Annotated in this window: 7 protein-coding genes; 6 read left to right on the top strand and 1 reads right to left on the bottom strand. The window is 46.6% G+C overall.

The features are described 5' to 3' along the window. Positions 1–57 precede the first annotated feature (57 nt). Positions 58–1,080, bottom strand: coding sequence for a LacI family DNA-binding transcriptional regulator (locus ABV409_RS06115; protein ID WP_353876662.1), 1,023 nt, complete (start codon positions 1,078–1,080; stop codon positions 58–60). A gap of 359 nt (positions 1,081–1,439) precedes the next feature. Between ABV409_RS06115 and ABV409_RS06110 the strand changes: the two genes are divergently transcribed. The 6 genes from ABV409_RS06110 (at position 1,440) to ABV409_RS06085 (ending at position 17,494) form a co-directional block, all read left to right on the top strand. Next, positions 1,440–4,532 carry a SusC/RagA family TonB-linked outer membrane protein gene (locus tag ABV409_RS06110; protein WP_353876661.1) on the top strand — a complete coding sequence of 1,031 codons (3,093 nt, stop codon included), beginning with the start codon at positions 1,440–1,442 and terminating at the stop codon, positions 4,530–4,532. An 18-nt stretch (positions 4,533–4,550) separates the two neighbouring features. After that, positions 4,551–6,113 carry a RagB/SusD family nutrient uptake outer membrane protein gene (locus tag ABV409_RS06105; RefSeq protein WP_353876660.1) on the top strand — a complete coding sequence of 521 codons (1,563 nt, stop codon included), beginning with the start codon at positions 4,551–4,553 and terminating at the stop codon, positions 6,111–6,113. Between the two features lie 193 nt (positions 6,114–6,306). After that, positions 6,307–9,591 carry a VCBS repeat-containing protein gene (locus ABV409_RS06100; RefSeq protein WP_353876659.1) on the top strand — a complete coding sequence of 1,095 codons (3,285 nt, stop codon included), beginning with the start codon at positions 6,307–6,309 and terminating at the stop codon, positions 9,589–9,591. Then, positions 9,588–12,929 (top strand): VCBS repeat-containing protein, encoded by a 3,342-nt coding sequence (locus ABV409_RS06095; protein WP_353876658.1) that lies wholly within the window; start codon positions 9,588–9,590, stop codon positions 12,927–12,929. Before ABV409_RS06100 ends, ABV409_RS06095 begins: the two co-directional genes overlap by 4 nt. Beyond that, a complete protein-coding gene (locus tag ABV409_RS06090; protein WP_353876657.1) occupies positions 12,922–16,158 on the top strand; it encodes a VCBS repeat-containing protein in 3,237 nt (1,078 codons plus the stop codon). The genes ABV409_RS06095 and ABV409_RS06090 overlap by 8 nt, the downstream gene beginning before the upstream one ends. A 7-nt stretch (positions 16,159–16,165) precedes the next feature. Beyond that, complete coding sequence (locus ABV409_RS06085) at positions 16,166–17,494, top strand: vanadium-dependent haloperoxidase (RefSeq protein WP_353876656.1); 1,329 nt, start codon at positions 16,166–16,168, stop codon at positions 17,492–17,494. Positions 17,495–17,498: the final 4 nt, after the last annotated feature.

Raw genomic sequence — 17,498 nt, 5'->3', positions numbered from 1 at the left:
GGTTGTAGGTTATAAGAAAGTTGCTTTCGTTGGTCGTACGTTCCGTACTACACAAACTTAATTAAATGTAGAGTCCCGTTCAATCAAAGTAGGCTCTAAAATTTTTGTGACGAAACTCGGGTCGTCATCTTCGTTTTCGACTTTGTCAATCAACATTTCGGCGGCGATTTGACCCATCTTCTCACCATGCTGGGCAATGGCCGTCAAACTAGGGATGGCATATTTCGAGAGAAGGCCATCGGTGAATCCTATAAAAGAGACATCATCCGGAATCTTCAACCCTCTTTCGGTCGCAACGCGCATAGCACAAATCGCGAAAATCTCATTGACCGAGAGTACGGCATCGGGGCGGGCCTTTTCCAAAAACCCCTGGATGATCGATTCATCCACATCCATGGAATCCATTTTCAAGATCAAGTCTTCCTTCACTTCCATGCCATTTTCCATCAAAGCCTTACAATAGCCATCGGTTCGCGACTTGCTTACACTGAGGTAGTCTTTGGTAGTGATCAGTGCGATTTTCTTTCGACCGCCATCAATCAATTTTTTGGTAGCCAAAAAGGCCCCTAGTAAATCATCGATGACCACTTTGTCACACGATATCTCACTGGTCACCCTATCGAACAAAACAAGGGGAATACCCTGCTCGGTCACTTCCTTAAGGTGGTTGTAATCGTTTTGTTCTTGGGTGCCTGACGATAACGACATGATAAACCCATCGATACTGCCATTGGCGAGCATCTCCATATTGATGACCTCTTTATCGAATGACTCATCGGAGAGGCAAACGATCACATTATAGCCCTTGGAATTCGCCAATTTCTCGATACCTCGCACCACCGTGGTGAAGAAATGATGCACAATGTTCGGGATGATGACCCCGATGTTCTTCGTACGCTTGTTCTTCAAACTGATCGCGATGTTGTTCGGCTTGTAGTTGTATAGCTTTGCGAAAGCCTGGATTTTTTCCTTGGTATCACGGCTTATTTCCTCACTGTTCTTGAGGGCTTTGGATACGGTTGAAATGGAAACTTCAAGTTCTTTCGCAATGTGTTTTAGAGTGATCTTTTGCCTAAGCATGGTCTGTGGTCGTCAAGTCGATAATTGAATGAAGGTAACCAATAATGTCAAATGCGAAAATACGGCACCTTTTTTTAACAGTTTGCGGGCTATGGATCGTGAATTTTATGCTAAAATCCCATCAAAATAAAAAAGGGTAAATTTGTCCCGATTTTGTTAAATTTCATATATTTCGCTGCATTTCTTTGCGAAATGTATAATTTGAGATGTGTTGAATTACGTTAGCCGCATAAATTCAAAGTTATTAACACGAAACCGTTTTCGTGGTTTTGAAGGCCAGTGCTATCGGGCATTTAACACATTTTTTACATATGTTTAACGCTTGAATTTAAATTAACTAAACTTAAAATTAATTATCTATGAAGATTACGCTACTTAAAGGCTTGTTGCTTCTTGGGGCATTTGTATGTTTCAATACGGTTCAAGCCCAGACGGTATCAGGTACGGTTTCTGATGCCACAGGCCCTTTGCCAGGAGCTAGTGTTCTTGTCAAGGGTACCACCAATGGTACCCAGACGGATTTCGACGGTAACTACACCTTGAACAACGTTACCGATGGCTCCGTTTTGGTATTCAGCTACATTGGGTTTGCGACTCAAGAGGTTGCCTACACAGGGCAATCAACCGTCAATGTCGTCTTGCAAGAAGATGCCCAAGCGCTTGATGAGGTGGTAATCATCGGTTATGGTACGACAACCGTTAAAGATGCTACAGGTGCCGTTGCTGCGGTTACCTCGGAGGATTTCAACGGTGGTGTCATTGCCTCACCCGAGCAGTTGATCCAAGGTAAGACCGCGGGTGTACAGATTACACAGACCAGTGGTGAACCAGGTGCAGGTATCGAATTGAGGATTAGGGGTACGAACTCCGTCCGTTCGAACAACAACCCGTTGTTCGTTGTCGATGGGGTGCCATTGGCAGGAGACGATACCTCGGCAAACGGTCAGAACCTAGGTCTTGGATCTGCCGCATCCAGAAACCCATTGAATTTCTTGAACCCAGCTGATATCGAAAGCATCAGTGTCTTGAAAGATGCCTCTGCAACAGCTATCTATGGTTCAAGGGGTGCGAATGGTGTTGTGATCATTACTACTAAAAGTGGTAAAGCTGGTTCTTCAGGGGTCTTCGAATTCTCGTCTTCCTTGAGTATATCAACTCCTGGAAACAGCTACGACTTGTTGGATAGACAAGAGTACCTTTCCGCTATCGACCAATTTGGCGGTAATGTAGCAGAGCGTGATGCTGGATTCAACACCAACTGGCAAGATGTCGTTACCCGTACGGTAGCCTCACAAAACCAAAACTTGTCATGGTCTAAGAATTATGGAAAAGGCAACATTAGGGCTACCTTCGGTTACGGAAAGCAATTCGGTGTTATCGAAAACTCTTCTTTGGAAAGAATTACGGGGCGCGCCAACTGGTCACATCGCTTTTTGGATGACAAATTGACCTTGAGCTTGCAAGGAACCGTTTCACGCGTTAATGATGAATCAGCTCCCTTGAGTGGTAGTGCCGGATTCCAAGGGGATTTGTTGGGTGCTGCCTATTCAGCTAATCCGACTTGGCCAAATAGCTCAGGTTTTGATACTGGAGGACTTTTGAACCCAGCTAACCTTTTGGAATCGACACAAAGTACTGCCTTTACTAATAGATTCTTAGGAAACTTCTCTGCGGAATACGCGATTACTCCTGAATTAAAAGGTAAGGTAACCCTTGGTTATGACGTTTCCGAATCAACCCGTAAGTCTGCTATCAACAGGGACGTCATCGGTTTCTCAAACGGTACTGCCGGTAACGGTCGTGGTGCAGTAAACGACATCAATGTAGAAAACCGTCTATTGGAAGCCACCCTGAACTACAACAAGGAATTTGAAAATTCTTCTTTGGATGTTTTGGTCGGTTACTCTTTCCAAGATTTCTCAAGGGACGGACGTAACGTTCAAGGTTGGGGTTTCAGCACCAACAATTTGACCCAAATGGGTGATGACCTTGAGAGATCGGCCAACACCATTGAGGCAACTATCGATGGAAGTTACCAACAATACGGTCTTGGAACCAACAATTCGCAAGTATTTGTAAACCGTTTGTTCCCTGAGGCCACTACTGACAATATCGCACCCTCTATCATCGATGTTCGTGCGATCTTTACCGATACGTTTGACTTCACTGATGAGCTGCAATCGTTCTTCGGACGTGTGAACTATAGCATTGCCGGAAAGTACTTGTTTACAGGTACGATCAGGGCGGATGGTTCTTCCCGTTTCGGTCCAGACAACCAATACGGTTACTTCCCTTCAGGTGCCTTCGCATGGCAAATCGGGGAAGAGGATTTCATCGGCGATGCGATCTCAACCTTGAAACTTAGAGTTGGTGGTGGTATCACTGGTAACCAAGAAGGTCTAGGTTTCGGTAACTTCGTACGTCGTGAGCGTTTCGGCGGTGCCGGTATCGGAAATGATGGTACGGTCAACGCCCCAGGAACACAGGTGGTTTCTTTTGTGAACAATGAGTTGAAATGGGAGGAAACCCTTTCTTATGGTGTAGGTATCGATTTCGGATTCAACAACGATAGGTTGTCAGGTTCCATTGATGTCTATCGTAAAGAAACTTCCGACCTTCTATTGAGTATTCCGGCTGCACAGCCATCACCTCAGCCCTTCTTCTTCGAGAATTTGGATGCAACGGTGGTCAACCAAGGTATTGAATTCGCCTTGGCCTATGATTTAGTGCAATCAGAAGACTTGAACTGGAGCGCGTCTTTCAACATCGCATACAATGACAACATCCTTGAGGATTTCGGTGGGCAGATTCCAGCCGGTACGATTCGAGGTCAGGGGCTTTCTTTGGCCTTCGCCCAGATCTTGGCAGGTGACCAACCACTATTCTCTTATTTCCTTAGGGATTTCCAAGGATTCGATGCCAACGGCCAACCGATTGGTGACGTTCAGCAATTCGTCGGCGAAGATGCCCTTCCTGATGTGAACGCTGGTTTCTCAACCAACGTTTCATACAAGAACTGGGACTTCTCGGCTTATTTGGCCGGTCAATTCGGGTTCTCTGTGTACAACAACACTCGTAATGCATTCTTTACCGCAGGTTCCATTGCCAACGGTCGAAATGTGACTCCTGATGTGTTGACAAGTGGTGAGGCAGGTAATGCCGCCGCTGAGGTTTCTACAAGATTTTTGGAAGACGGTGATTTTATTCGTCTACAAAACGCAACCATTGGATACAATGTGCCTCTAGATGGAGAAGGTTGGTTCAAGAGCTTGAGGTTATCCTTGACGGGACAGAACTTGTTCTTGATTACCGACTACAGTGGTCTTGATCCTGAAGTTAGTGTACAACCTAGTGGTTTTGACCTGTTGAATGGTCTACCGACTGCTGGTATCGATTACACGGCTTTCCCAAGACCTACAACGGTTACCTTTGGTTTAAACGCCACTTTCTAATTAAAAAAATTGTATAAAATGAAAAGAAATCAATTCAAATTAATGTTGCTCTCCGCTGTATGTGCGGGCTTTGCAATCTCATGTACCGATTTGGAAATTGAGGAATCCGATTCCATTATCGATGAGGATACCGCTTCAGGTGGTATTTTCAATGGGGTTGAAGATGTTACCGCTTCTATCACGAATGTCTATCGAGGATTCGAAAGATTAGGTGATCAAGCGAACTTCCATGCACTTCAGGAAGTTGCCTCTGATGAACTTCTAGTTCCTACAAGGGGTACCGACTGGGGTGATAACGGAATTTGGAGAACACTCCATAGCCATACATGGTCACCTTCACACCAATACGTTCTGAATGTTTGGAACAACTGGAACCAATCGATTTTCTTGGCCTCTGAGATTATTGACCCAAGAAGTAACGCTTCCGCTGCTGAAGTAGCCGATGCAAGCTTCCTAAGGGCTTGGGCTACTTGGATCATCATGGACATGTACGGTCAGGTTCCTTTCCGTGCTCCGGACGAAGGTCCTGAAATCGACCCGGTAATCCGCACACGTTCTGAAGCTTTGGCCGATGTATTGGCTGATTTGGATGTTGCTATTGCTGGTTTGCCAACCGTTGCCTCTGGCGATGTTGACAACCAGAACAGGGCTAGTAAAGCTGCTGCACGTCACCTTAAAGCCCGTGTATTGTTGAACGCCCACATCTACAACGGATCAGGTACTGCAGATTCTGGTGATATGGCTGAGGTCATTTCCTTGGTCGATGCTATTGCTGCTGACGGGTATGCCCTTCAGTCTGGTTTCTTCGATATCTTTACACAAGACGCCGATTCTGAAACCATCTGGTGGTTACCAACTGGAGTTGGAAACCGTATCTGGAATGGTATGCACTATAACATTGTTGCTCCTGATAACGGAGGTGGTGGATGGAATGGGTTCTCAACCCTTTCTGAATTCTACGATTTGTTCGAAGGAGATCCTAACTCAAACCGTGCTGGCTCAGGTCAGGAAGAAAGAAGAGGTTTCGTTCCTAACCCAGCCGATGGAAACATCGATGGTACCCTAGGTATCGGTTACGGTTTCTTGGTTGGACAACAGTACAGCGCTACCGGTGCTGCTTTGAACGATCGTCCTGGAAACCCATTGGTTTTCACTCGTGAATTCCCAGGCTTGGTTGGTAACAATGAAAGAACGGGTATCCGTACGATCAAGTACCACCCAGTAAACGGATCGTTTACTGCTCACGAAATCATCTTGCGTTATGCCGATGCCCACTTGATGAAGGCCGAGGCCATGATGAGAAGTGGTATGGATGCAACTGCTATGGTAAACGAACTTCGTGTTATCCGAGGTGCTACGCCACTAGGAAGCGTTACGGAAGCTGACATCCTTGCCGAAAGAGGACGTGAGTTGTACAAAGAACAGGTTCGTAGAACCGATATGATTCGTTTTGGACAATTCACAAGGGATTGGGAGTTCAAAGATCCAGCTTCAGTTGGTGACGAGACTAAAAACTTGTTCCCTATTCCAACGAATGCATTGCTTTCAAACCCTAACTTGGTACAGAATCCTGGTTACTAATCCAGAAAGCAACTACACATAAAAAAAGCCCGCTCATTGAGCGGGTTTTTTATTTTTATCAAGTCGGCAATATGCTGTTTTTCAACGCAACGAATTTTCGTTACTACCATCTAGTAAACGCCAATTTTACCATAAGGTATCTTTATTGTTCTATTAAGTTTAATTATCTTGCCGCTCTTGTTTTAGGAGACATATGAAAAGGTTTTTTGGGGTTTTGTTTTCTGTCTTTCTTCTAGGGATATCATGTAAAAAAGAGCCGACGCTTTTTACCGAAGTTTCGTCTGGACATTCAGGCATTACCTTCACCAATCAACTCACCGATTCGCCAGAACTCAATATTCTGAATTACCTCTATTATTACAACGGTGCGGGAGTAGCAGCAGCGGATTTCAACAATGACGGTTTGACCGATCTCTATTTTACCGGCAACCAGGTAGCCGATGCACTATACATCAACAAAGGAGGGTTCCGTTTCGAGAACATAAGCGACGCCGCAGGCATTTCAAACGCTTCAGGATGGACCACCGGCGTCACCCATGTGGATATCAACGGGGATGGATGGAAAGACCTCTACGTCTGCAAAGCATCCGGATATCGTTCGTTGCAGGGCAAAAACCTGCTTTACTTGAACCAAGGACCGAACGACCAGGGCATACCACAATTTAAGGAGGTAGCCGCCGACTACGGACTTGATTTTTCAGGATTAAGTACGCAAGCGGCCTTCTTTGACTACGATTTGGACGGCGACCTTGACATGTTCCTTTTGAACCATTCGGTTCATCCCAACAGCAATTATGGGAAAGGAGCCAAACGAAAAAGATACGATCCCCTTTCAGGTGATGTCCTCTTTGAAAACCAAAACGGCCAATATGTCGATATCAGCGAAAAAGCTGGGATTTTTCAAGGAAAAATCGGTTATGGTCTTGGTGTATCCGTTGGGGATGTCAATAACGATGGTTACCCCGACCTATACGTTGGCAACGATTTTTTTGAAAATGACTACCTCTATGTCAACCAGCAAGATGGCACCTTCATTGATATCGTATCGACACGGCCGGAAAGTCTAGGGCATACCACCCACTATTCCATGGGCAATGACATGGCCGATATCAACAACGACGGCGCACTCGACATGGTCTCGCTCGACATGCTTCCTGAAGAGCTGGCCTCTTTCAAAACTTCCGGTGTTGAATTCGCTTATCCGATTTATCAAAACTATCTCAAGAACGGCTATGCCCCGCAATTCATGCAAAACACCCTGCACCTAAATTTGGGCGGTAACACGTTCGCCGAAGTTGCGAATTTATCGGGTATTTCAGCAACCGAATGGTCATGGGGGGTTTTGAGCGCCGATTTTGATAACGACGGATACAAAGACCTTTTTATCAGCAATGGGATCAAGGGCGCCACCAACGATATGGATTTTGTCAATTTTATCGCCAATGATAACATCCAGCAACGTATTGATGCAGGAATGTCTACCGAAGACATGCCCCTGATCGAAGAACTCCCGCAAAAGAAAACGACCAACTACATCTTCAAAAACAATGGCGATTTGACGTTTGCCGATATGACTGCCCCATGGATCGGGAAGCACCCAAGTTTTAGCAATGGCTGTGTGTATGTCGACCTCGATAATGACGGTGACCTCGATTTGGTCGTTAACAACGTAGATCAGGAGGCGACCGTATTACAAAACAACACGACCGGAGGACACTACCTTAAGCTTCGTTTAGTGGGCTCTACTGACAACCCCATTACTTTGGGCACCAAGATTTATGCGTATGCAGGTGATGAGGTCCTTTTCGAACAAGTATCGCATACCACGGGCTACCTTTCGGCCGTATCCGACGAAGTCCATTTCGGAATTGGGGATAAAGGTATCGATTCACTCGCGATTATTTGGCCGAATGGCCACAGGCAAAGCATCAAGGATCCTAAAATCGACCAAGTGCTCGAATTAACGAAAAACGATGCCATGGCCACCCCTTTTCAAGGGCGAATGGTAGCAGAGGTGCCAAATGATAGCCTATGCTCCTTTACGCATCGCGACGCGAGTTCGTTGGATTTCGATAGAGAACCCTTGGTCCCCTTTGCCTATTCCAATGAAGGGCCCAATATTTCAGTAGCCGATATCAATCAAGATGGTCTTGATGATTTCTTTATCGGAGGGGCTAAAACCCAAGCTTCCGGCCTTTTTGTGCAACAGCCAGACGGCACCTTCAAAAGCGTCCAAGAAGAACTCTTCAATCGGGATGCCATCAATGAGGATACCGGGCATACATTTTTCGATGCTGACAATGATGAGGACCTCGATCTTTTGGTCACCAGCGGCGGTAATGAGTTTAAAAAGGGAAAGGCCCTCAAACCTAGGCTTTATATCAACGATGGAGGCCGACTTGAACGCGACTCCTTACAATTCGAAGGTGTTGCCCTTAATGCCTCTAAGGTTCTTGCTTTGGATTTTGACCAAGATGGTGATCAAGATCTTATTATGACGGCTGACGCCGTACCCCGTGAGTTCGGGGTTAGTGCCAGGCAGTACGTTTTTGAGAATAATGGTTCGGGTTCGTTCATTGATACCACGCATAGTATCGCCCCGGAATTCGAATATTTTGGCAATGTCAAAGATGTTATTTCCGTGGATTTGGACGGAAACGGATTCGACGATCTGATCGTTGTGGGGCACTGGATGCCCATTTCGATATTCCTCTATAATGGGCAAAGCTTTGAATTGCAAACCGCTAACGGGTTGGAAAAAAGCAACGGATGGTGGAACTGCGTTCGCGCTGATGATTTCGATGGGGATGGCGACTTGGACTTCGTAGTCGGCAATTGGGGTTTGAACACCAAATTTACCGCCTCTGAAAACGAGCCCATAACACTCTACAGGAACGATTTTGACAACAACGGTTCCATAGAGCCCTTGGTCACCTATTTTTACCAAGGTGAAGAGACCTCTTTCGCATCAAAAGACGAGCTCAGTAAGCAAATGCCGTACCTAAACAAAAAATTCCTTTCCTATGCCTCCTTTTCAAAGGCAGGTCTCGCCCAACTATTCGACCCTGAAGACCTCAAAAGCGCCGATAGGAAAATGGTATACCAATTGAACAGCAGTCATTTTGTAAATAATGGCGATGGTACGTTTACGGCCGTCCCGTTACCCAAAATATGTCAATCATCTTCCGTTAGGGCAGTGGTGCCCCATGATTTTGATAAGGACGGATACAATGATTTGTTAATTATGGGGAATGACTATGAAATAAGTACACAACTAGGTAGATTAGACGCCTTGCACGGTATTGTGCTATTGAACGATGGCAAAGGCAATATGGTTTGGGCCGAAAACTATGGACCTTTGGTTTCCGGAGCGGTTCGCGATATTGAGAAAATCAAAATCGACGGTGCCGATCATTTCCTAGTTGCGCGAAACAATGAAACACCGATTATTCTAGCAAATCCAATCCCAAAACAATGAGGGTATATCACAACATATTGATAGGGGCACTACTCGTATTCAGTGCCTGTGCCGACAACGAAGAAACCGATGGGCAAGAGCAAGAAGATACCTTGTTCACCTTATTATCTCCCGAAGAATCGGGCATCGACTTCGTCAATGCCGTTGAAAACCAAAAGAACTTCAACATTTTCAAATACCGTAATTTTTATAACGGCGGTGGTGTAGCTATTGGGGATATTAACAATGACGGACTGCCTGACATCTACCTTACCGGTAACATGCAGCCGAACAAGCTGTATTTGAACAAGGGCAACCTTCAATTCGAAGACATCTCGAAAAGTGCCGGTATCGAAGGCAACAAACCTTGGTCGACCGGAGTGACCATGGCCGATATCAACGCAGATGGCCTTTTGGATATCTATGTGAGTAACGCCGGTAATTTGGAAGGCAATAACCACGATAACGATCTCTACATCAATAACGGCGACCTCACCTTTACCGAAAGGGCGCACGAATTCAATTTGGCCAAGACCGGGTTTTCAACCCACGCTTCGTTCTTTGATTATGACAAAGACGGTGACCTCGACGCCTATATCCTGAACAATAGCAATATTCCGGTGAGTAGCCTGGGCTATGCCGAACAACGGGAGGTCCGTGCCCAAGATTGGGAAGGTGTTCCGGATATCTTCAAAGGAGTGGGTGACATGTTATTGCGTAACGACAATGGCACTTTTACCGATGTTAGCGAAGAAGCGGGTATTTATGGCAGTCTCATAGGGTTCGGCCTTGGCGTATTGGTCACTGACATCAATAAAGACCAATATCCTGATATCTATGTTTCCAATGATTTCTACGAGCGTGATTATCTCTATATCAATCAGAAAGACGGTACGTTTACCGAAGAGATCAAAGACTACACCTCGCACCTTAGCCTTTCGGCCATGGGTATTGACATTGCCGATATCAACAACGACGGAAACAATGACATCTTCATCACCGATATGCTCCCAGAACCGGAACAGCGCGTGAAATCGGTCATGGAGTTCGAAGGGTACAATGTTTTTGAACTCAAACGAAGTAAGGACTTTTATCAGCAGTACATCCAAAATACCTTGCAACTGAACAACGGCAACGGCACCTTTTCCGAAGTGGCCTATTACAGTGGCATCGACGCTACCGATTGGAGTTGGGCCGGGCTCATTTTCGATATGGACAATGATGGACTTAAAGATATTTTCGTCACCAATGGAATCAATCACGACCTGACCGATCTCGATTTCGTCGACTTCTTCGCCAATGAAATCATTCAAAAAATGGCACTGACCGGGCGCAAGGAATCCATTGATTCCATCATTGCCAAAATGCCGATCAAACCCCAACCCAACTACGCATACAAGAATAACGGTGACATTACTTTTGACAAAGCGAACGAAGCATGGGGCTTTGATTTACCCACTCGGTCGAATGGGGCGGCATATGGTGATCTCGACAACGATGGTGACCTCGACCTGGTGATCAACAATGTGAACACCGAGACCTTTTTGTATCGAAACAATACCGAATCACAGAGCGACCACAACTACTTGCAGTTGAAATTCACCGGTGAGGGCCAAAACCGCTTTGCCATTGGCGCTTCGGCTACGTTTTACTTCAATGGCAATATCGTACACCAAGAATTGGTTCCCTCCAGGGGGTTCCAATCTTCCATTGATTATACGATGACCCTCGGTCTGGGTGCGAGCACCAAGTTGGACTCCATCCGTGTGGTTTGGCCAAATGACAAGACGCAAAAATTGGTTGATGTACAGGCAAACCAAGTGTTGACCGTTGATCAAGCTCTGGCCAGCGAAACCTATGTGATAACGGATACGGAAGTAAGCGAGACTTATCTTAGTGAACTTACCACCCCGAACCTATACGCCCATCAAGAAGACAACTACAATGATTTCGACTACGAGGGCCTTATCTACAAAAAATTGTCACAAGAAGGCCCTGCCCTGGCCATTGCCGATGTCGATGGCGACGGGCATGAAGATGTGTTCCTTGGTGGCGCCCATAACCAGTCGGCCATGGTCTATAAACATTCCGGCAATGGAAAACTGCGGCCGAAACCTTCACAGGTTTTTGAAGACGACGCCCCTTTTGAAGACGTTTCAGCAGCTTTTTTCGATGCTGACGGCGATGGTGATCAAGACCTTATGGTCGGTTCAGGGGGTAATAACGTCAACAAACAAAAAGCGTATGTTCCGCGCTTGTATCTGAACGATGGCAAGGGCAACTTTTCGAAAGCAACGACCAAATTGCCGGCCACTTTTAAAAACATCGCCACGATCTCACCATCCGATTTCGATAAAGACGGGGATATCGACGTGTTCATCGGCTCACGAAGTGTCGTTGGGGTCTATGGTGTTTCGCCAGACCATCTCTTTTTGGAAAATAAAGGCAATGGCGAATTCGTCGATGCTACCGAACGATTGGCCTACGATTTGAAAAATGCCGGCATGGTGACCGGTTCGACATGGGTCGATATCGATGGGGACAATAAAGAAGACCTTTTGGTCACCTCCGAATGGGACAGCCCGAAAATTTACAAGAACACCGGTCGAAGATTGGCGAAGATCCCTTCATCGCTCGATAGCCTTACCGGATGGTGGAATACCGTCGAAACGGCCGATTTGGACAATGACGGTGATATGGACTTGATCTTAGGGAATCAAGGGGAAAACCTACATTACCGCCCTACGGACGATCAGATCATGAAAATTTGGATCAATGACTTCGATAACAACGGTACCATCGAACAGATCGTGACCATTTCCGATCAAGGCAAGGACTATCCGATCCACCAGAAAAAAGAAGTCACCAATCAACTGGTTTCGTTGAAAAAGGAAAACCTCAAGGCTTCCGATTATGCCTCACGTACCATAGACGAACTATTCCCTAAGAACGTATTGGAGAACTCCATAGTCAAAACGGCCATCACTTCGAAATCGGTCATCGCCATGAACAACGGAGGAGGTCATTTCAGTATTAAACCCTTACCCCCACGGGTTCAGTTTTCTTGTGTGTGCGATGTAAGTTGCAAGGATTTGAATGGGGATGGAAACCTGGATCTCATCTTGGCAGGAAACAATTTTGAATTCAAACCGCAATTCTCCAGACTGGATGCAAGTTTCGGAAATGTGTTGCTAGGGGATGGTAAGATGGGTTTCACCTGGCAGGAATATGACAAAAGTGGCTTTGCCATCAAAGAAGAAGTAAAATACCTCAAAACCTTCAAAGATCGATCAGGACGCCAGTTCCTTATCGCGGCCATAAACGATAAGACCCCACGCGTATACAGTTTCAATGAATAGATCCACCCTCATTCTGGCCCTTGGCATCCTTTTTTTGAATTGCAAAAAGGAAGGAGCGTTGTTCAGTACCCCGGAATCCGATGAAACCGGAATCGCGTTTTCGAACGACCTAACCGAATCCGATGACTTGAACATCTTGGACTATTTATATTTTTATAATGGTGGGGGCGTCGCCCTGGGGGATATCAATAATGATGGCCTCCCTGATGTCTTCCTCTCCGGCAATCAAGTCAAGAACAAACTCTATCTCAATAAAGGCGGGTTGCAATTTGAGGATATAACGGATTCGGCGGGAGTGGCCGGCAATGCCAGTTGGAATACCGGTAGCACCATGGCCGACGTCAATGGTGATGGATGGCTCGATATCTATGTCTGTGCCGTTGTGGGTATCAATGGCTTCAACGGTTTCAATGAATTGTATATCAACAACGGTGACGGCACCTTTGCCGAGAGTGCCGCTACGTATGGGTTGGACTTCGATTCGTACAGTTCGAATGCCGCTTTCTTCGACTATGACCTCGACGGGGATCTCGATATGTACCTATTGAACCACGCCGTACATACCCAGAACTCTTTTGGCCATGCCGACCTCAGATTGGACCGGAATTATGAAACCGGGGATAAATTACTTCGCAACGACAACGGTAAATTCGTCGACGTCAGTGAGGCGGCCGGAATTTTCGGTGGCATTAACAGCTATGGCCTTGGGCTCGCCATATCGGATTTCGATCAAGATGGCGATCCCGACATCTACGTTGGCAATGATTTCCATGAAGACGATTATTTCTATGTCAACAATGGCGATGGCACGTTTACCGAGAGCCTTCGCGACCATTTTGGCCATACCAGTCGGTTTTCAATGGGTAACGACGTAGCCGACATCAACAATGATGGTTTGCCCGATCTTATTTCGTTGGACATGCTGCCCGAATCGGAAATCGCATTAAAATCATCAGAAGGTGATGACAATATCCAAACCCAAAAACTGCGTATCGAGCGCTACGGATACCATTATCAATTCACCCGAAACATGTTGTTCGTCAACCAACCGGATGGTCGGTTTATGGAAACGGCGCTCATGAGCGGGGTAGCCGCGACGGACTGGAGCTGGAGTGCCCTTTTCGCCGATTATGATCAAGATGGCCAACAAGACCTTTTTGTTTCCAATGGCATTCCGAAACGCCCCAACGACCTCGATTTCATCAAATTCGTCTCGAGCGAGCAAATCAAGAATAAAATCAGCAATACGAAGTTGGTCGACCAACAAGCCCTTGAACTAATGCCCACGGGTAATGTACACAACTATGTATTCAAGGGTGAAAAAGGATTCGCCTTCAGCGATATGAGCGATGCCTGGATCAAAAAAGACACCTTACTATCGGGGGCTACGGCCATGGGTGACCTTGATGGCGACGGCGATATCGATTTGATTGCGAACAATTTGAATCGGACACCGACCCTTTACGTCAACAAAACCAATGAAAAGGCCAATTACTTAAAGCTACGGTTCAACTATAAGGCGCCGAACACTTTCGGGATCGGCACCAAGGTTTTCGCTTACACTGACGATGGGGTACAGTTCAAGGAGTTGTTTCCAAGTCGCGGTTTTCAAGCTACTTCCGAACCCATGGTCCATTTTGGGTTCGGTCGCACCGATCAAATCGACTCCCTCAAGATCATTTGGCCCGACAATACCTTCAAAGTCCTTCGAGAGCTTGAAACGAACCAGACCCTGACCCTTGATCCACAAGGTAGTGCGCCGCTTGAGGCCAAAACAAATCCGAAATCGCCCATGTTCGAACTGGTGCAAAACGACTTGGGTATTGATTTTCGACATGAAGAAGACAACTATTCACACTTCAATCGCGAAAAGCTGATTCCGTATCAAGTATCCGATAGGGGGCCGGCCGTAGCCTATGGCGATTTGAACGGTGATGGCAAAGAAGATCTCTTTTTCGGGGGATCTAAGTTCAAGCCCTCCCAGATCTATTTACAAGCCGATTCAAGCTATATTCGTTCCAAAATGATGGCCATGGCCCACGATTCGATCAAGGAAGATGTGGCGGCCCTGATCACCGATTTGAATGGTGATGACCGTAATGACCTGTTCATCGGTACCGGGGGATCCGATTTTTTCGGAAAGGCCCGCGCACTGATCGATTCCTATTATCAAGGTCAAGACAGCTCCTTCACCAAACAGGAAATTCCCGAATATTTTGAAAACGTTTCCGTAGTGAAGGCCTTTGATTTTGATGAGGACGGCGATCAAGACCTTTTTGTCGGTTGTCATTCGGCCACTGGTAAATTCGGACAAAAAACACCCTCCTATCTGTTGCGAAACGACGAAGGTCGGTTCAGCATCCACCAAAAAATCGAATCGGAACGACAGGGCATGATCACCGATGCGCTCTGGGATGATTTCGATAAGGACGGCACCACTGATCTGATCATCGTTGGGGAATGGATGTCACCGCTTTTCTTCAAGAACCTGCAAGGAACGTTCAAAGAAACTTCCGACCTGCGGTTAAACGGGCTATGGCAGGGTATCCACCCCTTTGACATCGATGGTGACGGTGATACCGATTACCTCTTAGGGAACTGGGGTACGAATAGTAAATTCAAAGCATCAAAACGTTATCCCCTTAAATTGTTGTGCGCCGATTTCGATGACAACGGGCAGACGGAAACCGTGACGGTCTTTGAAAAAGAAGGGCAATATTATACCTTAGAGGGCTTAGACGGGCTAGCATCGCAACTGGTTTTCTTGAGAAAAAAGTTCAACGCGTATCGCGAGTTTGCGGGAGAACCGGTCGAAAGGCTCTTTGAACAGGACGCCCTTCAAAAGGCCACTACCCTTGAGGTTGACGAGCTGCGATCCGGATTCTTGAGAAACCAAAACGGGGTGTTCCGATTCGAGGCATTCCCCGAAACACTCCAAGTGGCCCCATTGCTTGCATTCGTTACCGCTGATTTCGATGGTGACGGTGCCGATGAGGTCTTGGTCGGGGGCAATTATTTCGGTGTAAAACCCTATCACGGGCGGTTCGACTCCTTTCCGGGGGCGCTGATCGAAAATGAAGGCTCCGTGATCAGCGGCAGTGTCCTAGGGTTGGATTTTACCCAACGATCCTTACGCCATCTGACGATGATCGGCCATAGGAAAAAACAATATTTATTGGCCACGTTCAATGATGACAAGGCCCAAGTGTATCGATTAACCACTAAATAAAACGAATATGAAAATGAGATTGGGGTACGTAGTGATGGGGTTGATGGTTTTCGTTTCATGTAAGAAGAACGAACCGCTAGTGATTACTCCTCAAGATTACCATGAATCGGTCGATAAGGTCACCGAAGTCATGATCCACGACATTTTTTCACCCCCGGTAGCCAGCCGGATCTATGCCTATCCGAATATCGCCGCATATGAGATATTGGCATTGAAAAACGAGGGGCATACGTCTTTGGCAGGGCAACTCCGCGATTTCAGCCCCATCCCAAATCCGGATTCCGAGTCGGTCAACCACGATGTTGCTGCCTTGGTCGCCCATATGGATTTGAGCAAACGGCTCATTTTTTCAGAAGATCGTATCGAGACCTTTAGGGATAGTCTGTATGCTATTTGGAGCGATCGCAATAATGAAGTATTCGAACAGTCGAAAACGTATGGCTTGGTGGTCGCCGAACATGTAGCGGAATGGATGGACAAAGACAATTACAAGCAAACGCGTACCATGCCCAAATTCTCGGTCGACTCCGAAGATCCTTCACGCTGGCAACCGACCCCACCGGCATACATGAGCGGTATCGAACCCCATTGGAACAAGATCCGTCCGTTCGTTATCGACTCATCCAATCAGTTCAGACCGACACCTCCTCCTCCGTTTTCCATGGAAGAGGGTTCGGACTTCTATAAGGAAGTCAAAGAAGTCTATGACATCAGTAACGAAATCACCGCCAAAGGGGATGCCTCCGAAGAAGTGGCCATAGCCCAATTCTGGGACTGTAACCCTTATGTTTCCGTCACCAGGGGGCATTTGATGTTCGCCACCAAAAAAATTACACCAGGGGCTCACTGGATCGGCATTGCAAAGATCGCCGCCAAAAAAACCGACTCCGATTTGATGGGTACGGTCTACACCTACACCAAAACGTCGATCGCCATCGCCGATGCCTTTATCAGCTGTTGGGATGAAAAATACCGAAGTAACCTGATACGACCCGAAACCTTGATCAACGAACACATTGACGATAGTTGGGAGCCGGTATTGCAAACCCCTCCGTTTCCAGAATATACCAGTGGTCATAGCGTGGTCTCTGGGGCTGCGGCTACGGCATTGACCAGTATCTATGGAGATGGGTTCGCATTTGATGACGATACCGAAGTAGCCTATGGCCTTCCCGTCCGGTCGTTCACCTCCTTCAGGCAAGCAGCCGATGAAGCGGCTATCAGTCGTATGTATGGTGGGATCCATTACCGGGCAGCCGTCGAGGTCGGTGTGAAACAAGGCCGTGATTTAGGGCAATTCGTAGTCGATAACTTACAGATGACCTCTAATCAGTAGAAGC

It is taken from the genome of Flagellimonas algarum, assembly GCF_040513375.1.
GTDB classification, from domain to species: domain Bacteria; phylum Bacteroidota; class Bacteroidia; order Flavobacteriales; family Flavobacteriaceae; genus Flagellimonas_B; species Flagellimonas_B algarum.
Note: the sequence above shows the minus strand (reverse complement) of the source record. Positions and strands in the feature narration are given on the sequence as shown.